Genomic DNA, 21090 nt, shown 5'->3' with positions numbered 1-21090 from the left:
TCCCTAGGCCTCCTGCGCGATCGAAGCGGTGTCAATGGCCGGTGCCTGCGAGATCAGGGTGTGCCCCCACTGCTTTTCAAGCAGCGTCTCCAGTGCGGCGCCGGCGCGGTACAGACGGGCATCCTCGTAGGCCGGAGCCAGGAACTGGATGCCCACCGGCAGGCCCTCGGAGAGGCCGCCGGGCACGGTGATGCCCGGGACGCCGGCGAGGTTTGCCGGGATGGTGGCCACGTCGTTGAGGTACATGGCGACCGGGTCGTTGTCGTTCGCGCCGAGCTCGAAGGCCACGGTCGGAGCGGTCGGGGAAATCAGCACGTCGGCCTGCTCGAACGCGGCGTCGAAGTCGCGCTGGATCAGGGTGCGGACCTTCTGGGCCGAACCGTAGTAGGCGTCGTAGTAGCCTGCCGACAGGGCGTAGGTGCCCAGGATGATGCGGCGCTTGACCTCGTCGCCGAAGCCGGCGGCACGGGTGGCGGCCATGACGCGCTCAATGGTGAGCGGGCCCTCGGTCGGCAGCACACGCTGGCCGAAGCGCACGCCGTCGAACTTGGCCAGGTTCGAGGAGACCTCGGAAGGCATGATCAGGTAGTAGGCGCCCAGCGCGTACTTGAAGTTCGGGCAGGACACCTCCACGATTTCCGCGCCGGCGTTCTTGAGCAGTTCAAGGGACTCGTTGAAGCGCGCCTGCACGCCCTCCTGGTAGCCCTCTCCCTGCAGTTCCTTGATGACGCCCACGCGCACGCCGGTCAGGTCGCCGGCGGCGCCGGTCTGCGCGGCGGCCACCAGGCCTTCGAGGTCCTGCGGCAGCGAGGTGGAGTCCTTCGGGTCGTGCCCGCCGATCAGTTCCTGCAGCAGTGCCGAGTCGAGCACGGTGCGGGACACCGGGCCGATCTGGTCCAGCGAGGAGGCCATGGCGATGGCGCCGTAGCGCGAGACCGCGCCATAGGTCGGCTTCACGCCCACGGTGCCGGTGACGGCGCCCGGCTGGCGGATGGAACCGCCGGTGTCGGTGCCCAGGGCCAGCGGAGCCTCGAAGGCGGCCACTGCCGCGGCCGAGCCGCCGCCGGAACCGCCCGGGATGCGGCCCAGGTCCCACGGGTTGCGGGTCACGCCGTAGGCCGAGTGCTCGGTGGAGGATCCCATCGCGAACTCGTCCAGGTTGGTCTTGCCCAGCATCGGGAGCTTGGCGGCGCGGATCTTCTCGATCACGGTCGCGTCGTACGGGCTCATCCAGCCGTCGAGCATCTTCGATGCCGCGGTGGTGGGCTGGCCCTTGGTGACGATCAGGTCCTTGATGGCGATCGGCACGCCGGCCAGCGGGTGCAGCGCTTCGGCCTCGGCGCCGCCGGCGGCGCGGATGGCGTCGACCTCTGCGGCCACGGCGAGCGCTTCCTCGGCGTTCACGTGCAGGAAGGCGTTCAGGGTGCCGTCGACCTCGGCGATGCGGTCCAGGTGCGCCTGGACGGCTGCCACGGAGGTCACTTCGCCGGCGCGCAGCTTGGCGGCCAGTTCTGCGGCAGAGAGCTTAATCAGTTCGTTCACGTGGATTATTCACCATCCAAAATTGCCGGGACCTTGAAGCGGTCCGAGTCCGAATCCGGCGCGTTGAGCAGCACGTCGTCAATGCTCAGCGTCTGGCCCACCACGTCCTCGCGCAGGACGTTGGTCAGCGGGATCGGGTGGCTGGTTGCTGGAATGTCGGAGGAGGCGACTTCGCTGACAGACGCGATGGCACCGACGATTGCGTCGAGCTCACCGGTCATCTTGTCCAGCTCTGCGTCGCTCATCTCGATGTGGGCCAATTGCGCCAGGTGCACAAGGTCCTCACGGCTGATGGCAGACATATATCTCCCTAGAATGGGCGGATGGGTTTCATAGACAAGTCTATCCCGTGCCGGACTGCCATCAGGCCGGAATGTGGCGCATCAGCTACGCTGTGCGCAATACCAAACCGGTCAGGTCCTGCCCCAGGGCGTTCTCCCAATATCCCACGACCCCGGACCGGGTGCCGGCCGAGCGCACCGGGCGTCGGATGATCTGCAGCTTCTTTCCAACGGCGTCCTTGGTCAGGATGACACGCGGTTCATCTGCGAAGGATTCGGTGTGGTGCTGCGCGACGGCCTTGCCTTCGGCGAACGCCTGCAACTGCGCGGTGAAGACCGGGTCGCCTTCGGCGTCATAGATGTAGCGCTTGCCCAGAATTCCATGCTCGCTGGTCCCCAGCAGGTACTTCTGGGCCCCGGGCAGCGGTGCATCCCGGTAAGTCAACGGGACGTGGTAGATGACATCGCTCAGATCAGCGTTGTCCGCATAAAGACGGAACTCGATGCCCACCTCCCCGGCAGGGTCCTCCAGCCGGAAGCCGCCGACGTGCTTGAGCTGCGGCTTCTTCTTGCCGGTGAAGAAATCTTGGCGGACCAGCCAGTCTTCAACCAGTTCGTTTTTGCTCGGCTTCATCGTCGTGTTGTAGATGATTCCCATGTGCATCGACTTTCAGGTGGGTTGTTGTGGCACAGGCACTGCACCAATTGCTCAGTAGGCAGGACGTTCATGTCCAGCCTAATCGGCATCGAAACCAACTGCGAGCGCACTGTCAGAGAACAGGCTCGGACCTACAGTGCATCGCTACTCGAAGACGATGCCGTTATTCTGCGCGAGTTCGAGCACTACGACTCCACGGCGCTGGCACCGTGGAGGAATGCTCCGCAGTGGGCCGTGTTGCAGCAAAGGGTTGCCAGCCCCGATCTCCCCAGCATCTGGCGGACAAGTTCGCGTCCTGATGCCGCAATCGACCGGATAGCAGCGAAGCGGGCTACTGCATTTTCGAGAAAGCGACCGGTTTCCTGATGGGGCCTGTGACGCTGTACGGCTGTGCGCTCCCCCATCACGTCGCCGACCTGCCGGTCATGATCGGCCCGGGCTACGTGGATCGGGAGTCCGGCACGCGTGCAGCGAAAAGACTGTGCGGCTACGGTTTCAAAAATTAGGACTGCTTCGCATTTCCCTGAAGGTCGCGCCATTCAACATGCGCGTGGCGCGCGCCTACGAGAAGTCGGGCTTCATCTTGGAAGGCCGGGAGCGTGGAGCATATTTCCACGATGGGAAGTTCCACGACCAGCTGCTGTACGGCCTGCTGGCCGATGAATATTTTTCCGCTGGCGCCTGAGAAATTGAAACAGTGGCGCTGCGGTCCTACACACGGCAAACGCCCGCTGCGCAGTTCCGCCACTAACCCGGCTTAGGCTTGCAGCATCTGGTCAACTCCGGTTTTCACATCCCAAGGACATACGCACATGGCACTGAAATTCAAAGCTTCTGCAGGCATTCTCGCTACCGCGCTGGTAGCTCTGACGACGGTGGCAGTCGCGCCGGCAAACGCCGTGTTGCCGCAGGAGAATAACAAGCACAGCGTTGCCCAATGGCTGGGGCTGGAACCAACCTCGGTATCCGACGTTTCCCTGCTTTGAGTTCCGGAAGATGATGCGCTCCTTGAATGGATCAACGAAGATGGCTCAGACGAATTCCACTCCGTCATTCTCCAGGATGTTGAAACCGGCGAAATCCTCAGCTATGCCCTGAACGACAAGAACTAGCTTTCACCTGAGCCAGAATGAGTTCCCACTTCATGGAGGCGAAACATCGCTCGCGCGATGAGCCGTCACCGCGCGCCACTGATGCAGGACTCCGCCGACGACGCGCTGATTTTCCAAGCCCGCTGCGAGTAGCCGCGCATTCTGGCTGTATATGCACGTCGCATCATCAGCTGCGTTCATTCGCATTGATGGGCTGCACAAAAACCCTCGGCTGAGCCGAGGGTTTTTGACTTCTTGTTGGTCTGCGGTTGATCCCCAGCGCATCCGCACTGGACGAATGGAACCCTCCGGGACTATCCCTTGTTCGCAGCCTCCAGCATCGACTTCACCAGCGGACCTGCGGTCTGCGCTCCGCCGTTGCCGTCCTCGACGAATGCGGCAATGGCGATATCGCCCTGGGCGGCAATGGCCCAGGCGTGGGCGTTGCGTTCACTGTCGTACTCGGCGGTGCCGCTCTTGCCGATGATCTTCCCGGTGCCCGTGCCCTTCAGGTCCTTGAGCGTTCCGTGGTCAACGACGTCGGCCATCATCGTGGCCAGCTCGCTGGCTTCCTCCTCGGTGAGCTTGGACTTCGCGGCCGCGGGAGCCTTGGGCTCTGGTGAGATCACCAGTTTGGGCGACACAGTCTCCTTGGCCTGCACGGACGCGGCAACCGTTGCCATGCCCAGCGGCGAGGCTTCCACCACTCCCTGGCCGATCATGTTCGCGGCCTGCTCGGTTCCGGTGGAGTCCGTGGGGACCGATCCGAGGATCGCGCCGACTCCGGTGCCGTCTTCGCCGGTCAGCCCCAGGGCCGCTGCGGCCTCGGCCAGCTTGGTGCCGCCGATCTTGTCACCCTCATCGACGAAAACCGTGTTGCAGGACTGTGCGATGGCTTCGGACAGCGGAATATTTCCCAATGCCGATGACGGGTAGCCATCGAAGTTCTTGAAGGTCTTGCCGTCAATCACGGTAGTGGCCTTGCAGTCGACTTTGGTGCTGGGCGTCGCTCCGTCGCGGAGCATTGCCAGCGCGCTGATCACCTTGAAAGAGGAGCCCGGGGCATATTTGCCCTGCAGCGAGGTGTTCAGGCCGGAAGACACCGGCCCCGAGGAGGCTGCCAGCACTGCACCGTCGGAGGGACGGATGACTACGATGGCCGAGTTGGATTCCGCATCCTGCAACAGATCATCGGCTTCCTTCTGCAGATCCTGGTCCAGGGTCAGCTGCACGTCCTTGCCGTCCACCGGTTCGCTGGAGAAGAGTTCGGATTGGGCTTCCCTGGCCGCGTTGTAGCGCGAAATGCTCACGCCCGAGGTTCCAGAGAGCGTGTCGTTGTAGGTCGCCTGCAACCCTGACAGGCCAACTTGGTCCCCGGCGTGGATCTTTCCCTCGGATTTCTCGACAATTTCCGCGGTGGCTTCGCCGACCGAGCCGAGCAACGACCGAGCGAAGGTGCGGGTCGGCGCGAGCGGAATCTGGTCCGGTTGGCCAACCGCTCCGGGAATTTCGGCGATCTCTTCGTCGAGCACATCGCGGGATAGATCATCACGCAACACGATCGCCTGCACCCAGGCCTTCTCGCCGGCGGCCTTGACCTTCGCCACGAAAGCGTCCTCGTCGATGTCCACGAGCTTGGCCAGCGCCTTTGCCGAGGAAGCCCATTCGTCACTGGTTGCTCGGGTCTTGTCGATGCCGACGTTGATCACCGGGCGCTCGGTGACGATGTTCTTGTCTTCGCCGTCGGTGATGTTGCCGCGCTTGCCCGGTTCGAAGCTGGCCGCCAGGAAGTCGCCTTCGGCCATGTCCGGAGCGAGGATCGACGGATCGAAGCGCAGCTGCCAGGTCTTGCCCTCGGCATCGTACTGCCAGACCGCCTGGGTCTGGTAGCTCAGATCCGTCTCGGTCTTGTCCACGTCCCATACGGTCTGGATCGTGGCGGTCGCGGTGGTGACCCCGTCCTGCTTCTGATCATCCGTGGCGACCGAGCTGACGGTGCTGGTGTGCTTGATATCGTCGATTTTGCCGAACGCGGTGTCCAGCGTTGCCTTGGCCGCGGCCGCATCAGAATTGCTGAATGCGATACCCGAGAAGTCGCCGGAATTCAGTGCTGCGGCCAGCGCGTCTGCCGACGGAGCCGGATCAGCGGGGGCTGAACTGCAGGCGCTCAGCGTTCCAGCTACAAGGCTGGCGACTGACAGGGCAATGACTTTTCGGCGAAGGGCACTCATTTCGCCATTCTAAGTTCAAAAACTGGGAACCGGCAATGACGTGACTTTTAATCGAGTTCGAGAGTGTAGACGACCAGCAGGATCTCGGTATTCGGCACATACCAGTCTCGTTGCTCGCAGCGCACGAAGCCCATCGATTCATACAGCGCACGGGCAGCGACCCAGGATCCGCCTGTCGTCAGGGAGACTACCTCCACGCCATCCAGCTGCCGCGCACGGTCGATCGCGGTGTGCACCATGGCCCTTCCGGCGCCCGAACGCTGCACGGCGGGATCCACGCTGAGCATGCGGATCTCCAGTTCGCCTTCGCGGGCAATATCCGCGTACTCGTTGCCAAAGGGAACGAGCGTCATCGACGCAATCGTGCTTCCGTCGCGGCGGGCGACATACACCTCTGCCTTGGCCGCGCGGTCCGCGACCTTGCGGACGAACTGCATGTACTCGTGCCGGGGGTCGTCAAAGTGCCCGGCCGCAAGGTAGGCATCCACGGTAATGTCGCCGACACGGTCATAGTCGGAAGGCAAGGCCGGTTCGATCACCAGGCCATCGCGGGTGACGCGAAATTCATCAATCAAAGACATGGTTCTTTAATAGTGCCACCGTTCACTTCCCCGGACGTACAGCGATGCACGCGGCAGTCCACCACCCCGCTGTTCCTTCCCGTCGGCGGCTCCTTCGACAACTTCGCAGCGGTGCTCTCCGACGGCGCGTTCGTCCAGGCGCTCGGCGTCTCGCTGGCCGTCACCCTGGCCACCGTGGGCATCTGCCTGATCGTGGCGTTCCTCGGCGCGCTGGCCATCAGCCGTTTCCGCTTCCGCGGCCGAAAGTCCTTCATCCTGGCCCTGTTGCTGATCCAGATGCTGCCGGCCGAAGGCATGTTCAACGCGCAGTACAAGATGATGTCCAGCGTCAACATGCTCAACTCCGTGCTGGGCCTGACCGTGCTCTATGCGGCGGCCGTGGTCCCGTTCACCATCTGGATGCTGCGCGGCTTCGTGGCAGGCGTGCCGGTGGAGCTGGAAGAAGCCGCCATGGTGGACGGCCTGTCCCGCACCAAGGCATTCCTGAGAATCACTTTTCCGTTGCTGGCCCCCGGCCTGGTCGCCTCCGGCGTCTACGCCTTCCTGCAGGCCTGGAACGAATTCACCGTGGCGCTGGTGGTCATGACCGAAGACCAGGCCAAGACGCTGCCGCTGTGGCTGCGTTCATTCATCCAGGCTTCGGCCACCCGTGGAACCGACTGGGGCATGGTCATGGCGGCCTCCACCCTGGTTGCCGTACCCGTCATCATTTTCTTCCTGCTGGTCCAGTCCCGGATGTCCTCCGGCCTGGTCGGCAGCGCTGTGAAGGGATAACACCATGGAAAACCACCACGACGACCAGGCGCTGCGTTCCCTGGCTCGCGCCGTGCTCATGCCGGGGTTCATCGGCACCACGCTCCCCGGATGGGTTGCCGAAGAACTCGAAGCCGGGCTCGGATCGCTGTGCATCTACGGCGGCAATATCCAGGACACCGGGCAGCTGGCCGCGCTCATGAGCCAGATCCGCCAGGCGTCCCCCGGGGCCATTCTGGCACTGGATGAGGAAGGCGGAGACGTCACCCGGCTGCACTACCGCGACGGCTCCAACCAGCCGGGCAACGCGGTGCTGGGGCGAATGGACGACCCGCAGCTCACCCGCACCAGCGCCCGGGCCATCGCCCGCGAAATGCGTTCCTACGGCTTCAACCTAAATTTGGCCCCGGACGCGGACGTGAATACCAATGCGCAGAATCCGGTCATCGGGGTGCGCTCCTTCGGGATCAGCCCGCGCAAGGTGGCCATGCACACCGCAGCGTTCACCGTGGGCCTGCAGGGGGAAATGGTTGCCGCCTGCGCCAAGCACTTCCCCGGGCACGGCGACACCTCCACGGACTCGCACCTGTCGCTGCCGGTCGTCGCGGTGGATCCCTTCACCCTGGCCGAACGCGAACTGGCCCCATTCACCGCGGCGATCCAGACCGGCATCGCCGCCATCATGACCAGCCACATCATGGTTCCGGCGCTGGATGCGGAAAATCCCGCCACTTTCTCCAGCGCCATCCTTGGCGACCTGCTGCGCGATGAGCTGGGTTTCACCGGGGTCATCGTCACCGATGCCCTGGACATGGCCGGTGCCAGCGCCGAAACCGGAATCCCGGTGGCAGCGGTGCGTGCGCTGCGCGCCGGCGCCGACCTGCTGTGCCTGGGCACCGACATGGAACGCGAAGACTACGAACAAGTTGTCAACGCCATCCTCCACGCAGTGCGCGAAGGCACCCTTGATCCGCAGCGCCTGCGCGATGCGGCGGACCGCAACACCGCGTTGGCCACGCACTACCGGGTGCAGGACCGGGCTTGCGAACCGTGCGAGCTGGTGACCGGCGACTGGTCGCAGGCCTTTGAAACCTCCACCGAGGTTGCCGGATGGATTTCGGATCCAGCCGAGGTACAGCTGGTGCAGGTGGACACCGACAGCAACATGGCCGTGGGCCACGTACCGTGGGGGTTGTCCAGCGTTGCTTCGACGGCCGCACCGGAAGATCTGCGTCCCGGCGCGAAGGTGCTGCTGGCGGCCCGGGCCCTGTCGGAAACCCATGCGGTGCATGCGCTGGCCGCCCAGCTGCGCCAGGCTGGCCACCGCGTGCTGGTGGTGAACTTCGGCTGGCCCGCTCCCGGGGCCGACATCACCACCTACGGCGCATCCCCCGTGCTGGCCCGCACCGTGATGGAGATGTTGCAGATCCCCGCGGAACAAAAATGCTAGCCCAGGGTAAAACCTGAGAGAATAGTGTTTTCGCGGTTCTGCGCTTGCGCTGACTGCAGCAGACCGCCGCGCCGCCCGGCGCACCCCGTTTTTCGAAGATTGGATCCTCATTCTATGCGCGTACTGATTGGTTCGAACGCTGACCAAGTAGCTCGTATCGCCGCTGACAACGTCCTGGCAGGCTTGGCCGAGCACGGGGCGGGGCAACGGCAGGTGCTGGGCCTGGCCACCGGATCTTCCCCGCTGGGACTGTACCGGGAACTGGGCAAGGCGGTCTCCGAATCACGCGCAGATTTCTCCGAGGCGCTCGGCTTCGCCCTGGATGAGTACATCGGCATCCCGGACACCCATGAGCAGTCCTACCGCCAGACCTTGGTCAACGAGGTCTGCAACGTCATCGGCCTGCGCGCCGAAAACCTGTCCGTGCCCCAGGGCACCGGGGCTTCGGTGCCGGCGGTGCAGGCAGCCGCGGATGCCTACGATGCCGCGATCAAGGCCTCCGGAGGCATCCAGGTCCAGATCCTGGGAATCGGAGCCAACGGCCACCTGGGCTTCAACGAGCCGGGCAGCGCCCTGACCAGCCGCACCCGCATCAAGCGCCTGGCCGCCAAGACCCGCGAGGACAACGCACGGTTCTTTGCCGGCATCGAGCATGTGCCGACCCACTGCGTCACCCAGGGGCTGGGCACCATCCTGGATGCCGGCCGGCTGGTCCTCGTGGCTACCGGAGCCGGCAAGGCCGACGCCATCGCCGCGGCGGTCGAGGGGCCGCTGTCCGCTGCCTGCCCGGGCTCGGTGCTTCAGCTGCACCGCGACGCCGTCGTGGTGCTGGACGAGGCAGCGGCTTCCAAGCTGACCCAGCGCGAATACTATGACGATGCCGCGGCAGGAATTTCCGAAGAGAACCTGGTCGTCGTCTAGTCTGGCCCTATGGCCGTCTACTTCGAGTGCGTCTCCCGCACCTCCCAGAGCGTTGCGTCGCTCTGGGACAAGTCCCTGGACATCGACGCTCACACCGACTCCATGAAGGATTCGGGAGAGCGCGCCGTTGCCGGTGTCACCACCGGCACGATCGGCCTCGGTGAGCAGGTGACTTGGCGGGCGACGCACTTCGGCGTTCCGCTGCGCATGACCTCGAAGATCACCGCGTTGCGGGAACACACCACTTTCACGGACGAGCAGCTGCACGGCCCGTTCAAGTACTTCCGGCACGTCCACGAGTTCATCGACTGCGGCCAGGAAACTGTCATGATCGACAAAGTCAGCTTCGCCGCTCCGTTAGGGCCCCTGGGCTGGCTGGCGGAAAGACTCGTGCTGGGCTGGTACATGCCCCGGCTAATCCGCAGCCGGAACAGTTTCCTTCTATCCACCTCCGGCTGACTCATTCAGGACTTCAATTCGGGATATAAGTTCATGGAACCATGCGGCGCATGCCGCGGTGTCTTCGTCACAGCCAGGGACGCTGCCGATGACCTTCACGGTCAACAGGCCCTTCGTGTTCCGTGGATCTACCGGGAGCACCGCGTGCATTGATCCGTCCTGATCCATCCGGGCGTCGCTCTGCCCGGCTTGCGGTACCGGAGCATCCCCCACCTTGAATTCCAGGTGGATCACCTGCCCCTCAGGCAGGTCCACGTCGCAGCCAGCCGGGTCCACCGCCACTTCGAGGCGGACCCCTGCCGCGCTCGTCCTGTCTACCAGATATGGCGTGTTCAATTCGCAGGACTCGTCCTTGCCGACATCGGGTATGAACATTGCGGCCACCAGCCCGGCCGCGGCAAGTCCAACCATGGCTGCCAGGATCATGGCCGATCGAATCACCCAGATGGCTATTTTGAGCATGCTGTCCCTCCAGGGTTCTTCTGGGAAGCATAACCTGAGCGCCGGCAGCTGGGCAGCTTGCGCACAGCGCCCACGCTGCCCGTCCGCGGCCCGGTCCCCAGTAGGCGTGGGAGCACGGAAAAACAACGATAGGCCAGGCTTTACCCTATGCGGCTCACCGCGGATGCTGCCCCAGCCCAGCAGGTCAGACGCTTGGCGCTCGGCATCTCCCATTTCCTGGCGCCAGTCACGCTGGCGACCCTGCTGTTGCTCTCAGCCCCACTGCGCCGCGAGCAGGTGAGCTGGTCAGAGGCCTTGGTCTCCGCCTGTTTCACCACGATCGTCCCGTGGCTGATGCTGGTAGCGGCGAAGCTGCGCGGCAAAGTCACCGACATGCACGTGACACGGAGGCACCAGCGCCACCGGATCTACGCGTTGACCGCCGGTTCAATCGTCAGCGGACTGCTGCTGCTCTGGGCCATGGACGCCGGGGGCGGGATTTTCCGCGAAGTCCTGGCCATCCTGCTCGGCCTGTTCGCGGTGTCCATGATCAATCTGAGGTGGAAGGTTTCCGTGCACCTCTCGGGGGGAACCTATGCGGCGCTGCAGGCAGCCAACGGCATGGGCGGGTGCATGCCTCTGGTCCTCGCAGGCGTCGAGGTGCTGTCCTGGGCGCGCATCCGCAGCGGACAGCACACCGCCTCACAGGTGTGCGGCGGTGTGCTGGTCGGCGTGGTGATCCATGATGCGGGCAATCTGCTCGGCACGGTTCTAGGCTAGACGCCCACGACGTTGACGAAGGCTTGCGCTCAATCGGGCATTGGCAGCTTGGACGCGTCCACCAGTCCCGCGTACTGCCATCCCGGATAGCCGACGGGGCGCCCGACCAGGGTTCCGGCTTCCTCGGCGATCAGCGCGCCGGCGGCCCAGTCGTATTCCTGGGTGCCGAATTCGGCATAGGCATCCAGCGCGCCCTCGGCCACCAGGCACAAATCCAGCGCCGCCGAGCCCAGGCGGCGCACGTTGACGTAATCGCCGATCACCTGTTGCAGCACGGATGCCTGGAATTCCCGGCGTGCTGGGTCGTAGCCGAAACCTGTGGCCAGGATGCGCGCCTCGGTGTCGGTAGGACCGCTCAGCTGGGTGAGCTTGCCGGTGAGCAGGTCCTGCTTCCAGGCGCCCAACCCGCGTCCCGCGAAGTACTCGACGTGCAGCGCCGGGGCCGCAATGGCCGCGGCCACCCAGCGCTCGCTGCCGTCTTCGTCCTTCTCGCAGACCGCCACCGACGAGCAGTAGTACGCGATGTTGCGCACGAAGTTCGTGGTGCCATCCAGCGGATCGATGCTCCAGCGCAGGCCGCTGGGATTCGCCGGCTTGGCGCTGGGGTATTCTTCCCCGGTCAATTCGTCATTCGGCCGGGTGGTCACGATGGTCGCCCGAATGGCTTCCTCGGCGGCGCGGTCGAAGTCGGTGACCCAGTCCCCCGCCGCGGACTTCTCATCGGTGTTGAACTTCGACTCGTCGCGGCGGGCAAGAATCTCGGCACCGGCGGCTGCGGCCTTGCGGGCCAGCAGCACCAGCGGGTCGTGGGCAATGGTTCGATCCATGGTCTTATTCTCCTTCCGGCGCGGGAAGCGCCGCCTCGCGGGCCGCCTCCGGCCCCTGCTCCAGCAGGATGCCGAAACCGGCTTCGTCCAGTACCGGGACCCCCAGGGACCGGGCCTTGTCCAGCTTCGACCCGGCGGCCTCGCCGGCCACCAGGAAATCGGTCTTCTTCGATACGCTGCCGGTCGCCTTGCCGCCGCGCACGATGATCGCTTCCTTGGCGGTGTCGCGCGAATAGTTCTCCATCGTTCCGGTGACCACGATGGCCAGGCCTTCGAGGTTCTTGGTGATGTTCTCGTCGCGTTCGTCGACCATCTTCACCCCGGCCGCCTGCCAGGCGGAGACGATGTCCCGATGCCAGTCGACCTTGAACCAGTCGACCAGCGCCTCGGCGATGATGGAGCCCACCGAGTCGATCTGGCTCAGTTCCTCCACCGCGTTGCCTGCGTCGATGACCTCAAGCAGCGCGTCCATTGAACCGTAGCGGGTGGCGATGGCGCGGGAGGCGTTGGGTCCGACGTGGCGGATGGACAGCGCCACCAGCACACGCCACAGCGGATTGCCTTTCGCCTTTTCCAGCTCGTCGAAGAGCTTTTGCGTGCTCTTGGTCGGCACCGACGGCTTCTTCGCGGTAGCCTTCGTAAAGAAGTAGGGCACCAGGTCGAACTTTCCGGTCCCCTCGCCCTTCACGCGCTTTTCGCGCCAGACCTTGACCTCGGCCAGCAGATCCAGCTTGTCCTTCAGGTCGAAGAGCTCCGCCTCGTTGTGCAGCGGGCCCGGGCCTGCCGGCAGGATCACCCCGCCCTGCGTGGCCGGGTCCTCGCCCGGGCCGCTGGTCAGCGCGGCGGCCGCCTCGTAGCCCAGCGCCTCGATGTCCAGGGCGCTGCGGCCGCCCAGGTAGGCGACGCGTTCGGTGAGCTGGACCGGGCATGATTCCGCGTTCAGGCAGCGGATGTCCACGTCCCCCTCCTTGGCCGGAGCCAGCGGCTGGCCGCAGGACGGGCATTCGGTGGGCATGATGAAAGCAGTTTCGCTGCCGTCGCGCAGTGCCAGCACCGGGCCGACGATCTCCGGGATCACGTCGCCGGCCTTGCGCAGGATGACGGTGTCCCCGATCAGCACGTTCTTGGCCTTGACGACTTCCTGGTTGTGCAGGGTCGCGCGCGCCACCGTGGACCCTGCCACCAGTACCGGTTCCATGACGCCGAAGGGGGTCACCCGGCCGGTGCGGCCCACCTGGACCTGGATGTCCAGCAGCTTGGTGTGCACTTCTTCCGGCGGGTACTTGTAGGCCACGGCCCAGCGCGGCACGCGGGAGGTGTAGCCCAGCTGCTCCTGGGTGGACAGGTCGTCGACCTTCACCACGATGCCGTCGATGTCGTGGATCAGTTCATGGCGCTTCTCGCCGTGCTCGGCGATGAAGTCCCGCACCCGAGCCAGCGACTCGACCACGCGGCCGTACGGGGAGACCGGAAGCCCCCAGCCGCGCATGAGTTCGTAGGCCTGGGACTGCTCCGTGATGGGGAAGTCGCGGCTGCGCCCCAGCCCGTGCACGAACATGCGCAGCGGGCGCTTGGCGGTCTGCTCCGGGTCCTTCTGGCGCAGCGAACCGGCGGCGGCGTTGCGCGGGTTGGCCAGCGGGGCCTTGCCCTGCTCGATCAACGCCTCGTTGTAGGCGTTGAAGTCCTCGGTAGCGATGAAGACCTCGCCGCGGACCTCGAATTCGGCCGGCCAGCCGGAACCGGCCAGCTGCTGCGGGATGTCAGCGATGGTCAGCGCATTGTGGGTGACGTCTTCTCCGGTGGTGCCGTCGCCGCGGGTGGCGGCGCGGACCAATTTGCCGTCGCGGTAGGTGAGATTCAGGGCCAGCCCGTCGATTTTCACCTCGCACAGCCAGCGCACCGGGATCTGCGGGTGCAGGCGGTTGGCGTTCGCGCCGGCGCGTTCCAGCCAGGCGTCCAGTTCCTCCAGCGAGAACACGTCTTCCAGCGAGTACATGCGGCTGGCGTGCGTCACCGGGGCGAAGGCCGCGGAAACCTCGCCGCCGACCTCCTGGGTGGGTGAATCCTGGCCGGCCAGGATGGGGTACCGGGCTTCGAGCAGTTCCAGTTCCTGGAACAAGGCGTCGTATTCGGAGTCCGAGACCAGCGGGGCATCTTGCTGGTAGTAGGCCTCGCGGTGCGCGCGGATCTTTTCGACCAGCTCGTCATGTCGTTCACGCGCCGGGGCAGGCGGGGCGTTTGTGGTCTCAACTGGCGTTACGTCATTTTCACTCACGTATCCAATTGTGCCCCAGAGAACCCATGGATTGAGTTCTGCCCACACCCGATTATCGGATGCCCTTCCCGTCCTGTCGGAGTAGGCTTGCGGCCACCGGATTCATGGTGGAGGCGGCGAAGCATGGAACGACAGCAGGAATTCAGCGATCTGAGCCACCAGCAGCGTGCGCACCTGATGCAGGAGGTCCGGGACGGGCTGGAATACGAGCGGCTGAAGACGTCGCTTGCGCTGCTGGCCCGAATCCAGCAGAGCACCGACGTGGCCGGTGCGGCAGGTTTCGCCGCCGCGTTCGAGCATCTGCAATCCCCGGTTCCGGCGGCTGCACCGGTTGCCCGGATCCGGCCGGCCGGTTCTGCTCCTTCGGCTGTCCCGCAGCGGCGCCAGCAGGCCTAGCTGGCGGGAACCGGGGCCTCGGCCGCCGGCACTGCGGGGACGGCGAGCACGTCGATGACTATCACCGCGATGTTGTCCCGTCCGCCGGCTTCCAGCGCGGCGCCGGTCAGCACCTCGGCGGCGACGTCCCGGTCCTTGTAGCTGACCAGAATGCTCTGCAGCAGGTCTTCGGTCAGCTCGCCGCTCAGCCCGTCGGAGCACAGCAGGTAGCGGTCCCCGATGCGCGGCTGCAGCACGGTGATGTCCGGGTGGCTTTCGGCCCCGGCGCCCAACGCGCGGGTGATGAGGTTGCGGTGCGGGTGGTTCCGGGCCTCAAGCTCGGTGATCTGCCCGGCGTCCACCATTTCCTGCACGGCCGAATGGTCTCGGGTCAACTGCTGCAGGGCGCCGTCGCGCAGCCGGTAGCCGCGCGAGTCGCCGACGTTCACCAGCGCCAGGCTCGGCACCTCTTCGACGACCGGCATGGCGGCGGTGGCCGGTTCCTGCCCGCGGCGGTGCGCCTCGAGCATTTCCGGGGTGATCTTCGAAATCACGTCGGTGCCGCCCTGGGCAGCGAAGCTCTGCGTCCACGGCGGGATGGCCACCGGCGCGGTGACCGAGTCGCGGCCCTGCCCGGCGGCCTTGATCAGCACCAGCGCGCACAGCGTGGTGCCCCCGCGGGACTCCAGCGCGTCGCGGATGCGGTCATCGGCCAGCTGGACCTGGCTGCGCACCTGGGACACGGTGGGCAGAGTCGGAACGGTGGTCTTCGCTGCGCGGGTGCACAGTTCCTCCATGGTCTCCACGGCCAGTTGGCTGGCGACCTCGCCGGCCTCGTGCCCGCCCATGCCGTCGGCCACCGCGTAGGCCACTTGGCCCAGCAGGATGCGGTCCTGGTTCTCGGTGCGCCGCCGGCCCACGTCGGTGCGCCCGGCCGCGGCCAGGATGAAGGGTACCGGTTGAGTTTCGCCGTGCATCAGTCGACCACCAGTCCTGTACCTTCGCCATGTGACAGCTCAAAGGGCTGGATCTCCCCGAAGCCGCGCACCGCGGTGATTTCCTGCGCGGTGAGCACGAACCGCGGATCGTTTTTCAGCGTATTGGCGGTCAATGCATCGGTGAGCACCATGCCGGGCTGGGCCAGCGAGGTCAACCGGGCGGCCATGTTGACCGTCGGGCCGTAGATGTCGCCCAGGCGGGACAGGATGCGTCCCCAGACCACCGCGCCGCGGGTCTGCGGCAGCATTTCATCGGCTTCGAACTCCTGCGAGAGCGCCAGCGCAATCCGGGCGCCGGCCTGCGGGGTCTCGGCCACATACAGCACTTCATCCCCGATGGTCTTCACCAGCCGGCCGCCGCCCACGGAAATGATCTCCGCGCTCTTGGATTCGAAGCGCTGCACCATCTTGGCCAGCGTGCGCTCGTTCATGCGCCGCGACAGGGAGGTGTAGGAGACCAGGTCCGCGAAGCCCACGGCGCGGGCCAGCGGCAGCGGAGTGTCGCCGTCGTCGTCGCCGCCGCCCTGCTTGTAGGCGGCCACCCCGGCCTCGGCGCGCAGCGCCATGCGGTGCACCGCGGAGTTCAGCTGGCGGCGCCAGGAGTAGAGCAGCAGGTCTTCGATCTGCGGGATCAGGTCCGGCAGCATGTTGAACAGCTGGCGGCGGGCCTGGCGGTCGGACATGTTCTGGTTGGCGATCATGTCCTCCACGAGCGCCTCGATCTGCCAGACCACCATGCGGTCGGTCATCTGGCCCACCGAGCGCATCAGGGAGATCGCGGTTTCCTCGGTCAGCTGCCCTTCGCGCACCAGGCCGACCATGGTGGCCAGCGCCTCCTCGTCGCGCTTGGTGAAGAAGACCTCGTCGTCGCTGAGTTCCGGGAAGCCGATGGCGCGCCACAGCTTGCGGGCCGAGTGCAGCGAGATGCCCGCGTCGGCGGCGACCTCGCGGCGGCGCAGTTCACGCTGCCCGCCGATCAAGCGGCGCTCCAGGGCCGCAACGGTGTCGCGGATGTCGTCCGGGGTGTGGGCCGGGACCTGCAGCGGCTTCTCCATGGCCTGGGCGAGCTCCAGGATCGGGTCCGCTTCGGGCGCGGTCTCCACCGGGGCGTGTTCGCGGGCCTGATGGGCTGCGACGGAGGCGGACTGCGGAGTGTCGGCCCGTGGCGTAGTGCTGTGCTCGGTGCTCATGGAGCCATGCCCTCACTCTTGGATGCCTCGGTCTGCACCGGGGACTGGTTGTTGCGCAGGTTGGTCATCGCTTCGATGGCCAGGGACCTGAAGTACGGGACCGAGGGAACATGGGCAATCCTCACGTAGCCGTGCCCCAGCACGATGTCCAGGGTTCCGGCGCGGGTCATGGCGTTCTGCTTTTTGGTGTGGGCGATCAGGTCGCGCACCGTATACAGTCCCACGGACTGCAGCTTGCCGGAGGTGAAGGACGAGCGGAACAGGATCCGTTCGGTGGTCAGCACGATCCGGCTGCGCAGCCAGCGCACCCAGGGCGCGACGCACCAGATCAGCGTCAGCGCCGCCCACAGGGCCAGCGTCACCACGACCCACAGGCCGGCGTTGTCGGCCAGCCAGGGCGAAAGGTCCGTGCGGCTGAGGTAGCCGAGCAGGAACGTGCAGATAACGGTCAGCAGCAGGAAGGCGACAATGGGTTGTCTCAGCACTCGGGAATGTTCACGCGTCTTGATGATCACGCGTTCCCTCTCATGCAGCGGCACCTTCATCGTCAGTATCCTCGTCCCTCCTGCCCTGGTTGGTCCTTGAAGCCTCAGTTCTACTAATACTAGTCCCGGCGCAGTTCCACTAGCAGGTTAGGCGTACTTTCCATCGGCGCGCCGCACGTGGTGGACATCTCCGGCCAGCACCCGGTGGGTGCGCGCCGCGCCGTCGCGCACCAACAGCGCGCCGTCGGGTTCGAGGGCCACCGCCTGCCCTTCAAGCAGGCTCCCATCTGGGAATTCGACGCGGACGTCGTGTCCGAGCGTGGCCAGCTTCGCGGCCACCATGCCGCTCAGGCTGGCGCCGGAGAATCCAGGCATCCCGGCCGAGGCATTGCCGCGGACTTCGCGGAAGGCGATATCCAGGGCGGCGAAGCGGCGCAGGTAGCCGGCCAGCAGGGCGCTGCGCGAAACCTGCGATCCGCTGGCCAGGCGCAACGAGGTGGCGGTGGGAACCGGCAGCTCGTCGGCGTCCTGGTCGACGTTCATGCCGGTGCCTACCACCACCCCGAAGCCCTTCGGCGTGGAGACCAGCTGCGCCAGGATGCCGCAGATCTTCTTGTCCCCGGCCAGCACGTCGTTCGGCCATTTGATGCGGGCGGCCACCCCTGCCTGCTCTTCCACGGCCTGGCACCAGGCCAGGGCCGCGAGCATGGTGTACCAGGACAGCGAGTCCGTGGGCATCGCATCGCCCGGCACCGCGAGCACGCTGACGGTGATGGAGGAGCCGGCCGGGGTGATCCAGCCGCGTCCCAGGCGCCCCTTGCCCTGCTGCTGGTGCTCGGTGAAGTACACGCTCAGGTTCCCGGCCTGCCCGGAGGCGGCCAGGTCCGCCAGCTCGGTGTTGGTCGAGCCGGAGGTTTCACGGATGCTGACCAGCCCCAGCCCCAGCTCGCCAGCCAGGGCGTCGAAGACGGCCGGGTCCAGTGCGGCGCGGGCGGATTGGTTTTCAATGCTCATGAATTCCACCCTAAGTCACGCACGGCCCGGCCCCCGCGGGCTTTACAGGAAGATGTCTTCCACCAGCGGGACATCGGGGTTCAGTGCATAGCCGCTCAGGTCGGCGACGCCGGCCAGGTTCAGCACCTGGCCGTCGGTGAAGAAATTGCCGCTGACGCCGGCGGGATCGCTGGAAAGGATCGCCATTGCGGCATCCGCGACGATGTCCGCGCTGCGCGCGCCGCGGATCATCTGCTGGCCTCCGGGCAGGTTGCGGATCGCGGCGGTGTCGATCAGCGTTTCCGGCCACAGCGAATTCACCGCGATGCCGCTGTCCTTGAGTTCCTCGGCCAGGCCCAGGGTGGTCAGCGACATGCCGTATTTGGCCATGGTGTAGCCCAGGTGCATCCCGGCCCACTTGGGGTCCAGGTTCAGCGGCGGGGAGAGCGTCAGGATGTGGGCGTGAGCGGACTCGCGCAGGTGCGGCAGGGCTGTCTTGGACAGCAGGAAGGTGCCGCGCACGTTGATGTCCTGCATGAGGTCGTAGCGCTTCATGTCCAGCTGGTCGGTTTTGGCCAGGTTGATGGCCGAGGCGTTGTTCACCACGATGTCGATGCCGCCGAAGGCCTCGACCGCCTGCTGCACCGTGCGTTGCACGTCTTCGTCCACCCGCACGTCGCCCACCACTGCCAGGCCCTTGCCGCCGGCGTCGTTGATCTGCTGCACCGCCGTGTGGATGGTTCCTTCCAGGCTCGGGTGCGGGGCATCGGTTTTCGACAGCAGCACCACATTGGCGCCGGCGCGGGCGGCGGCGGTCGCGATGGCCAGGCCGATGCCGCGGCTGCCGCCGCTCATCAGCAGGGTGCGCCCGGCCAGCCGGGAATGATCGGGGGCGATGAGGGTTCGCGATTCAATAGTCATGTGACCTAGGTTACGTCAGATGCGACCGGTAAGCTACTGCTGGGTAACTTATTCTGGCGTGGGTCACGCTCAGGATTGCCCCAATTTGTAAGTTTCCTACAAACAAACTGTCTGTTTTCCCAGTTAGACTGGCTTGGTTGGCAATTTTCTTGTGCCATTCCTACACATCCAGACCGATCCGAGGGAGACCAGGGCATGACGCAGGGCCGTACCGAGGCAGACGAAGCAATCGACCTGTCCACCACCGCCGGCAAGCTCGCTGAGTTCCGCCGCCGCCAGAAGCTCTCCGAAGCTCCCAGTGGACAGGCCGCCATCGAAAAGCAGCATGCGCGCGGCAAGCACACCGCCCGCGAACGCATCGAGATGCTGCTGGACGAGGGTTCCTTCATTGAATTCGACGCCCTGGCCGTGCACCGCTCCACCGCCTTCGGCATGGAGAAGAAGAAGCCGATGGGCGACGGGCTGGTCTCCGGCTACGGCACCGTCGACGGCCGACAGGTCGCCGTCTACTCGCAGGACTTCACTGTCTACGGCGGTTCGCTCTCGCAGGTCAACGGCGAGAAAATCGTCAAGGTCCAGGAATTCGCGCTGCGCAACGGCTGCCCGGTCATCGGCATCCTGGACGGCGGCGGCGCCCGCATCCAGGAAGGCGTGGCCTCCCTGGCCATGTTCGCGGACATCTTCCGCAACAACGTCCACGCCTCCGGCGTCGTCCCGCAGATCTCGCTGATCATGGGCCCGAGCGCCGGCGGCGCCGCCTACTCCCCCGCGCTGACCGACTACGTGATCATGGTCGACAAGACCAGCCACATGTTCATTACCGGCCCGGACGTCATCAAGACTGTCACCGGCGAGGAAATCGACATGGAGACCCTGGGCGGCGCGCGCCAGCACAACGCCAACACCGGCACCGCCACTTATCTGGCGGCCGACGAGGAAGACGCCATCGAGTTCTGCAAGGACCTCCTGGACTACCTTCCCTCCTCCAACCTCTCCGACGCGCTGATCGCCGAGTTCGACGAGGAGCTGGAGCTCACCGAGGACGACCTGGAACTGGACACCCTGATCCCGGACTCGGCCAACCAGCCCTACGACATGCGCACCGTGATCGAGTCAGTGGTGGACGACGGCCAGTTCTTCGAGATGCAGGCGCTGTACGCGCCGAACGTGCTGATCGGCTACGCCCGCATCGAGGGCCGCACCGTGGGCCTGGTCGCCAACCAGCCGATGCAGTTCGCCGGCACCCTGGACATCGCCGCCTCGGAAAAGGCCGCCCGCTTCGTGCGCCACTGCGACGCCTTCAACATCCCGATCGTGACCCTGGTTGACGTGCCGGGCTTCCTGCCCGGCAAGGACCAGGAATTCCAGGGCATCATCCGCCGCGGCGCCAAGCTGCTCTACGCCTACGCGGAGGCCACCGTGCCGAAGCTGACCGTGATCACCCGCAAGGCCTACGGCGGAGCGTACATCGTGATGGGCTCCAAGAAGCTGGGCGCGGACTTGAACCTGGCCTGGCCGACCGCGCAGATCGGCGTGATGGGCGCGCAGGGCGCGGTCAACATCCTGTACCGCCGCGACCTGGCGGCGGTGGAAGCCGAAGGCGGCGACGTCGAGGCACGCCGCAAGCAGATCATCGACGACTACGAAGCCGAGCTGCTCAACCCCTACCAGGCCGCCGAGCTGGGCTATGTGGACGCGGTCATCGCCCCGAGCGAAACCCGCCTGCAGCTGGTGCGCGGGCTGCGCGCGCTGCGCGAGAAGCACGCCACGCTGCCTCCGAAGAAGCACGGCAACATCCCGCTGTAGGCGCCCGGCGCCACGCACCCTTCTTCCACGAC

Annotated in this window: 22 protein-coding genes; 9 read left to right on the top strand and 13 right to left on the bottom strand. The window is 65.7% G+C overall.

Going from position 1 to position 21090, the window contains the following annotated elements:
- Positions 1 to 3: 3 nt before the first annotated feature.
- The 3 genes from gatA to JQN66_RS04530 all read right to left on the bottom strand — a co-directional run bounded on the left by gatA (position 4) and on the right by JQN66_RS04530 (position 2481).
- Positions 4 to 1542 (bottom strand): Asp-tRNA(Asn)/Glu-tRNA(Gln) amidotransferase subunit GatA, encoded by a 1539-nt coding sequence (gatA, locus tag JQN66_RS04540; protein WP_407717451.1) that lies wholly within the window; start codon positions 1540 to 1542, stop codon positions 4 to 6.
- Between the two features lie 5 nt (positions 1543 to 1547).
- Positions 1548 to 1844, bottom strand: coding sequence for an Asp-tRNA(Asn)/Glu-tRNA(Gln) amidotransferase subunit GatC (gene gatC / locus JQN66_RS04535; RefSeq protein WP_047118529.1), 297 nt, complete (start codon positions 1842 to 1844; stop codon positions 1548 to 1550).
- An 85-nt stretch (positions 1845 to 1929) separates the two neighbouring features.
- Positions 1930 to 2481: a maltokinase N-terminal cap-like domain-containing protein gene (locus tag JQN66_RS04530; protein WP_204676812.1), complete on the bottom strand. Its 552-nt coding sequence runs from the start codon at positions 2479 to 2481 to the stop codon at positions 1930 to 1932.
- A gap of 544 nt (positions 2482 to 3025) precedes the next feature.
- On the opposite strand from JQN66_RS04530, the gene JQN66_RS04525 reads away from it, so the two are divergent.
- Entirely contained in the window at positions 3026 to 3166 is a 141-nt protein-coding gene (locus JQN66_RS04525; protein WP_204676811.1) for a GNAT family N-acetyltransferase, read from the top strand.
- Between the two features lie 127 nt (positions 3167 to 3293).
- Positions 3294 to 3467, top strand: a complete 174-nt coding sequence (locus JQN66_RS04520; RefSeq protein WP_204676810.1) for a hypothetical protein — start codon at positions 3294 to 3296, stop codon at positions 3465 to 3467.
- A 419-nt stretch (positions 3468 to 3886) separates the two neighbouring features.
- Here JQN66_RS04520 and JQN66_RS04515 read toward each other — a convergent pair whose 3' ends face one another.
- Positions 3887 to 5803 carry a penicillin-binding transpeptidase domain-containing protein gene (locus tag JQN66_RS04515; RefSeq protein WP_204676809.1) on the bottom strand — a complete coding sequence of 639 codons (1917 nt, stop codon included), beginning with the start codon at positions 5801 to 5803 and terminating at the stop codon, positions 3887 to 3889.
- 47 nt (positions 5804 to 5850) lie between these two features.
- Positions 5851 to 6384 (bottom strand): GNAT family N-acetyltransferase, encoded by a 534-nt coding sequence (locus tag JQN66_RS04510; RefSeq protein ID WP_204676808.1) that lies wholly within the window; start codon positions 6382 to 6384, stop codon positions 5851 to 5853.
- Between the two features lie 12 nt (positions 6385 to 6396).
- On the opposite strand from JQN66_RS04510, the gene JQN66_RS04505 reads away from it, so the two are divergent.
- The 4 genes from JQN66_RS04505 (at position 6397) to JQN66_RS04490 (ending at position 9967) form a co-directional block, all read left to right on the top strand.
- Positions 6397 to 7158, top strand: coding sequence for a carbohydrate ABC transporter permease (locus JQN66_RS04505; protein ID WP_338029216.1), 762 nt, complete (start codon positions 6397 to 6399; stop codon positions 7156 to 7158).
- Positions 7159 to 7162: 4 nt separating this feature from the next.
- The gene (locus JQN66_RS04500) at positions 7163 to 8587 is read left to right on the top strand and encodes a glycoside hydrolase family 3 protein (protein WP_204676807.1); all 1425 of its coding nucleotides are present in this window, start codon (positions 7163 to 7165) and stop codon (positions 8585 to 8587) included.
- Between the two features lie 114 nt (positions 8588 to 8701).
- On the top strand, positions 8702 to 9508 hold the full coding sequence (locus JQN66_RS04495) for a glucosamine-6-phosphate deaminase (RefSeq protein ID WP_204676806.1): 807 nt from the start codon (positions 8702 to 8704) through the stop codon (positions 9506 to 9508).
- Between the two features lie 9 nt (positions 9509 to 9517).
- The gene (locus JQN66_RS04490) at positions 9518 to 9967 is read left to right on the top strand and encodes an SRPBCC family protein (protein WP_204676805.1); all 450 of its coding nucleotides are present in this window, start codon (positions 9518 to 9520) and stop codon (positions 9965 to 9967) included.
- Here JQN66_RS04490 and JQN66_RS04485 read toward each other — a convergent pair.
- The gene (locus tag JQN66_RS04485) at positions 9950 to 10429 is read right to left on the bottom strand and encodes a hypothetical protein (protein WP_204676804.1); all 480 of its coding nucleotides are present in this window, start codon (positions 10427 to 10429) and stop codon (positions 9950 to 9952) included. The genes JQN66_RS04490 and JQN66_RS04485 overlap by 18 nt on opposite strands.
- 147 nt (positions 10430 to 10576) lie before the next feature.
- Between JQN66_RS04485 and JQN66_RS04480 the strand changes: the two genes are divergently transcribed.
- Positions 10577 to 11188: a hypothetical protein gene (locus tag JQN66_RS04480; protein ID WP_204676803.1), complete on the top strand. Its 612-nt coding sequence runs from the start codon at positions 10577 to 10579 to the stop codon at positions 11186 to 11188.
- 29 nt (positions 11189 to 11217) lie between these two features.
- Here the strand turns inward: JQN66_RS04480 and JQN66_RS04475 are convergent, their stop codons facing one another.
- Both JQN66_RS04475 and ligA read right to left on the bottom strand, forming a co-directional pair.
- Positions 11218 to 12015, bottom strand: a complete 798-nt coding sequence (locus JQN66_RS04475; protein ID WP_204676802.1) for an inositol monophosphatase family protein — start codon at positions 12013 to 12015, stop codon at positions 11218 to 11220.
- Between the two features lie 4 nt (positions 12016 to 12019).
- Positions 12020 to 14290, bottom strand: a complete 2271-nt coding sequence (ligA, locus tag JQN66_RS04470; RefSeq protein WP_239464140.1) for an NAD-dependent DNA ligase LigA — start codon at positions 14288 to 14290, stop codon at positions 12020 to 12022.
- A 123-nt stretch (positions 14291 to 14413) separates the two neighbouring features.
- Here ligA and JQN66_RS04465 point away from each other — a divergent pair, with 123 nt between their 5' ends.
- Positions 14414 to 14686 (top strand): hypothetical protein, encoded by a 273-nt coding sequence (locus JQN66_RS04465; protein ID WP_204676801.1) that lies wholly within the window; start codon positions 14414 to 14416, stop codon positions 14684 to 14686.
- Here JQN66_RS04465 and JQN66_RS04460 read toward each other — a convergent pair.
- The 5 genes from JQN66_RS04460 to JQN66_RS04440 form a co-directional block, all read right to left on the bottom strand.
- The gene (locus JQN66_RS04460) at positions 14683 to 15642 is read right to left on the bottom strand and encodes a PP2C family protein-serine/threonine phosphatase (RefSeq protein ID WP_204676800.1); all 960 of its coding nucleotides are present in this window, start codon (positions 15640 to 15642) and stop codon (positions 14683 to 14685) included. The genes JQN66_RS04465 and JQN66_RS04460 overlap by 4 nt on opposite strands.
- Complete coding sequence (locus tag JQN66_RS04455) at positions 15642 to 16853, bottom strand: adenylate/guanylate cyclase domain-containing protein (RefSeq protein ID WP_204676799.1); 1212 nt, start codon at positions 16851 to 16853, stop codon at positions 15642 to 15644. The genes JQN66_RS04460 and JQN66_RS04455 overlap by 1 nt, the downstream gene beginning before the upstream one ends.
- Positions 16850 to 17398, bottom strand: a complete 549-nt coding sequence (locus JQN66_RS04450) for a hypothetical protein (RefSeq protein WP_204676798.1) — start codon at positions 17396 to 17398, stop codon at positions 16850 to 16852. Before JQN66_RS04450 ends, JQN66_RS04455 begins: the two co-directional genes overlap by 4 nt.
- An 87-nt stretch (positions 17399 to 17485) precedes the next feature.
- Complete coding sequence (locus JQN66_RS04445; protein WP_204676797.1) at positions 17486 to 18352, bottom strand: biotin--[acetyl-CoA-carboxylase] ligase; 867 nt, start codon at positions 18350 to 18352, stop codon at positions 17486 to 17488.
- Positions 18353 to 18394: 42 nt separating this feature from the next.
- The gene (locus JQN66_RS04440; protein ID WP_204676796.1) at positions 18395 to 19252 is read right to left on the bottom strand and encodes an SDR family oxidoreductase; all 858 of its coding nucleotides are present in this window, start codon (positions 19250 to 19252) and stop codon (positions 18395 to 18397) included.
- A gap of 195 nt (positions 19253 to 19447) precedes the next feature.
- On the opposite strand from JQN66_RS04440, the gene JQN66_RS04435 reads away from it, so the two are divergent.
- The gene (locus JQN66_RS04435) at positions 19448 to 21058 is read left to right on the top strand and encodes an acyl-CoA carboxylase subunit beta (RefSeq protein ID WP_204676795.1); all 1611 of its coding nucleotides are present in this window, start codon (positions 19448 to 19450) and stop codon (positions 21056 to 21058) included.
- The last annotated feature ends 32 nt before the right edge of the window (positions 21059 to 21090 follow it).

It is taken from the genome of Glutamicibacter protophormiae (genome assembly GCF_016894325.1).
GTDB classification, from domain to species: domain Bacteria; phylum Actinomycetota; class Actinomycetes; order Actinomycetales; family Micrococcaceae; genus Glutamicibacter; species Glutamicibacter protophormiae.
The sequence above is the reverse complement of the archived record's forward strand: the minus strand, read 5'-3'. Positions and strand labels throughout refer to the sequence as shown.

Excerpts from the sequence above, each read along its gene's own strand:
- gatC (WP_047118529.1), bottom strand. The coding sequence starts at position 1,844 with ATGTCTGCCATCAGCCGTGAGGACCTTGTGCACCTGGCGCAATTGGCC.
- JQN66_RS04520 (WP_204676810.1), top strand. The coding sequence starts at position 3,294 with ATGGCACTGAAATTCAAAGCTTCTGCAGGCATTCTCGCTACCGCGCTG.
- JQN66_RS04480 (WP_204676803.1), top strand. The coding sequence starts at position 10,577 with ATGCGGCTCACCGCGGATGCTGCCCCAGCCCAGCAGGTCAGACGCTTG.
- JQN66_RS04465 (WP_204676801.1), top strand. The coding sequence starts at position 14,414 with ATGGAACGACAGCAGGAATTCAGCGATCTGAGCCACCAGCAGCGTGCG.
- JQN66_RS04530 (WP_204676812.1), bottom strand. The coding sequence starts at position 2,481 with ATGGGAATCATCTACAACACGACGATGAAGCCGAGCAAAAACGAACTG.
- JQN66_RS04435 (WP_204676795.1), top strand. The coding sequence starts at position 19,448 with ATGACGCAGGGCCGTACCGAGGCAGACGAAGCAATCGACCTGTCCACC.
- JQN66_RS04455 (WP_204676799.1), bottom strand. The coding sequence starts at position 16,853 with ATGAGCACCGAGCACAGCACTACGCCACGGGCCGACACTCCGCAGTCC.
- JQN66_RS04475 (WP_204676802.1), bottom strand. The coding sequence starts at position 12,015 with ATGGATCGAACCATTGCCCACGACCCGCTGGTGCTGCTGGCCCGCAAG.
- JQN66_RS04510 (WP_204676808.1), bottom strand. The coding sequence starts at position 6,384 with ATGTCTTTGATTGATGAATTTCGCGTCACCCGCGATGGCCTGGTGATC.
- JQN66_RS04485 (WP_204676804.1), bottom strand. The coding sequence starts at position 10,429 with ATGCTCAAAATAGCCATCTGGGTGATTCGATCGGCCATGATCCTGGCA.
- JQN66_RS04495 (WP_204676806.1), top strand. The coding sequence starts at position 8,702 with ATGCGCGTACTGATTGGTTCGAACGCTGACCAAGTAGCTCGTATCGCC.
- JQN66_RS04445 (WP_204676797.1), bottom strand. The coding sequence starts at position 18,352 with ATGAGCATTGAAAACCAATCCGCCCGCGCCGCACTGGACCCGGCCGTC.
- JQN66_RS04460 (WP_204676800.1), bottom strand. The coding sequence starts at position 15,642 with ATGCACGGCGAAACTCAACCGGTACCCTTCATCCTGGCCGCGGCCGGG.
- JQN66_RS04515 (WP_204676809.1), bottom strand. The coding sequence starts at position 5,803 with ATGAGTGCCCTTCGCCGAAAAGTCATTGCCCTGTCAGTCGCCAGCCTT.
- JQN66_RS04440 (WP_204676796.1), bottom strand. The coding sequence starts at position 19,252 with ATGACTATTGAATCGCGAACCCTCATCGCCCCCGATCATTCCCGGCTG.
- JQN66_RS04450 (WP_204676798.1), bottom strand. The coding sequence starts at position 17,398 with ATGAAGGTGCCGCTGCATGAGAGGGAACGCGTGATCATCAAGACGCGT.
- JQN66_RS04500 (WP_204676807.1), top strand. The coding sequence starts at position 7,163 with ATGGAAAACCACCACGACGACCAGGCGCTGCGTTCCCTGGCTCGCGCC.
- JQN66_RS04490 (WP_204676805.1), top strand. The coding sequence starts at position 9,518 with ATGGCCGTCTACTTCGAGTGCGTCTCCCGCACCTCCCAGAGCGTTGCG.
- JQN66_RS04525 (WP_204676811.1), top strand. The coding sequence starts at position 3,026 with ATGCGCGTGGCGCGCGCCTACGAGAAGTCGGGCTTCATCTTGGAAGGC.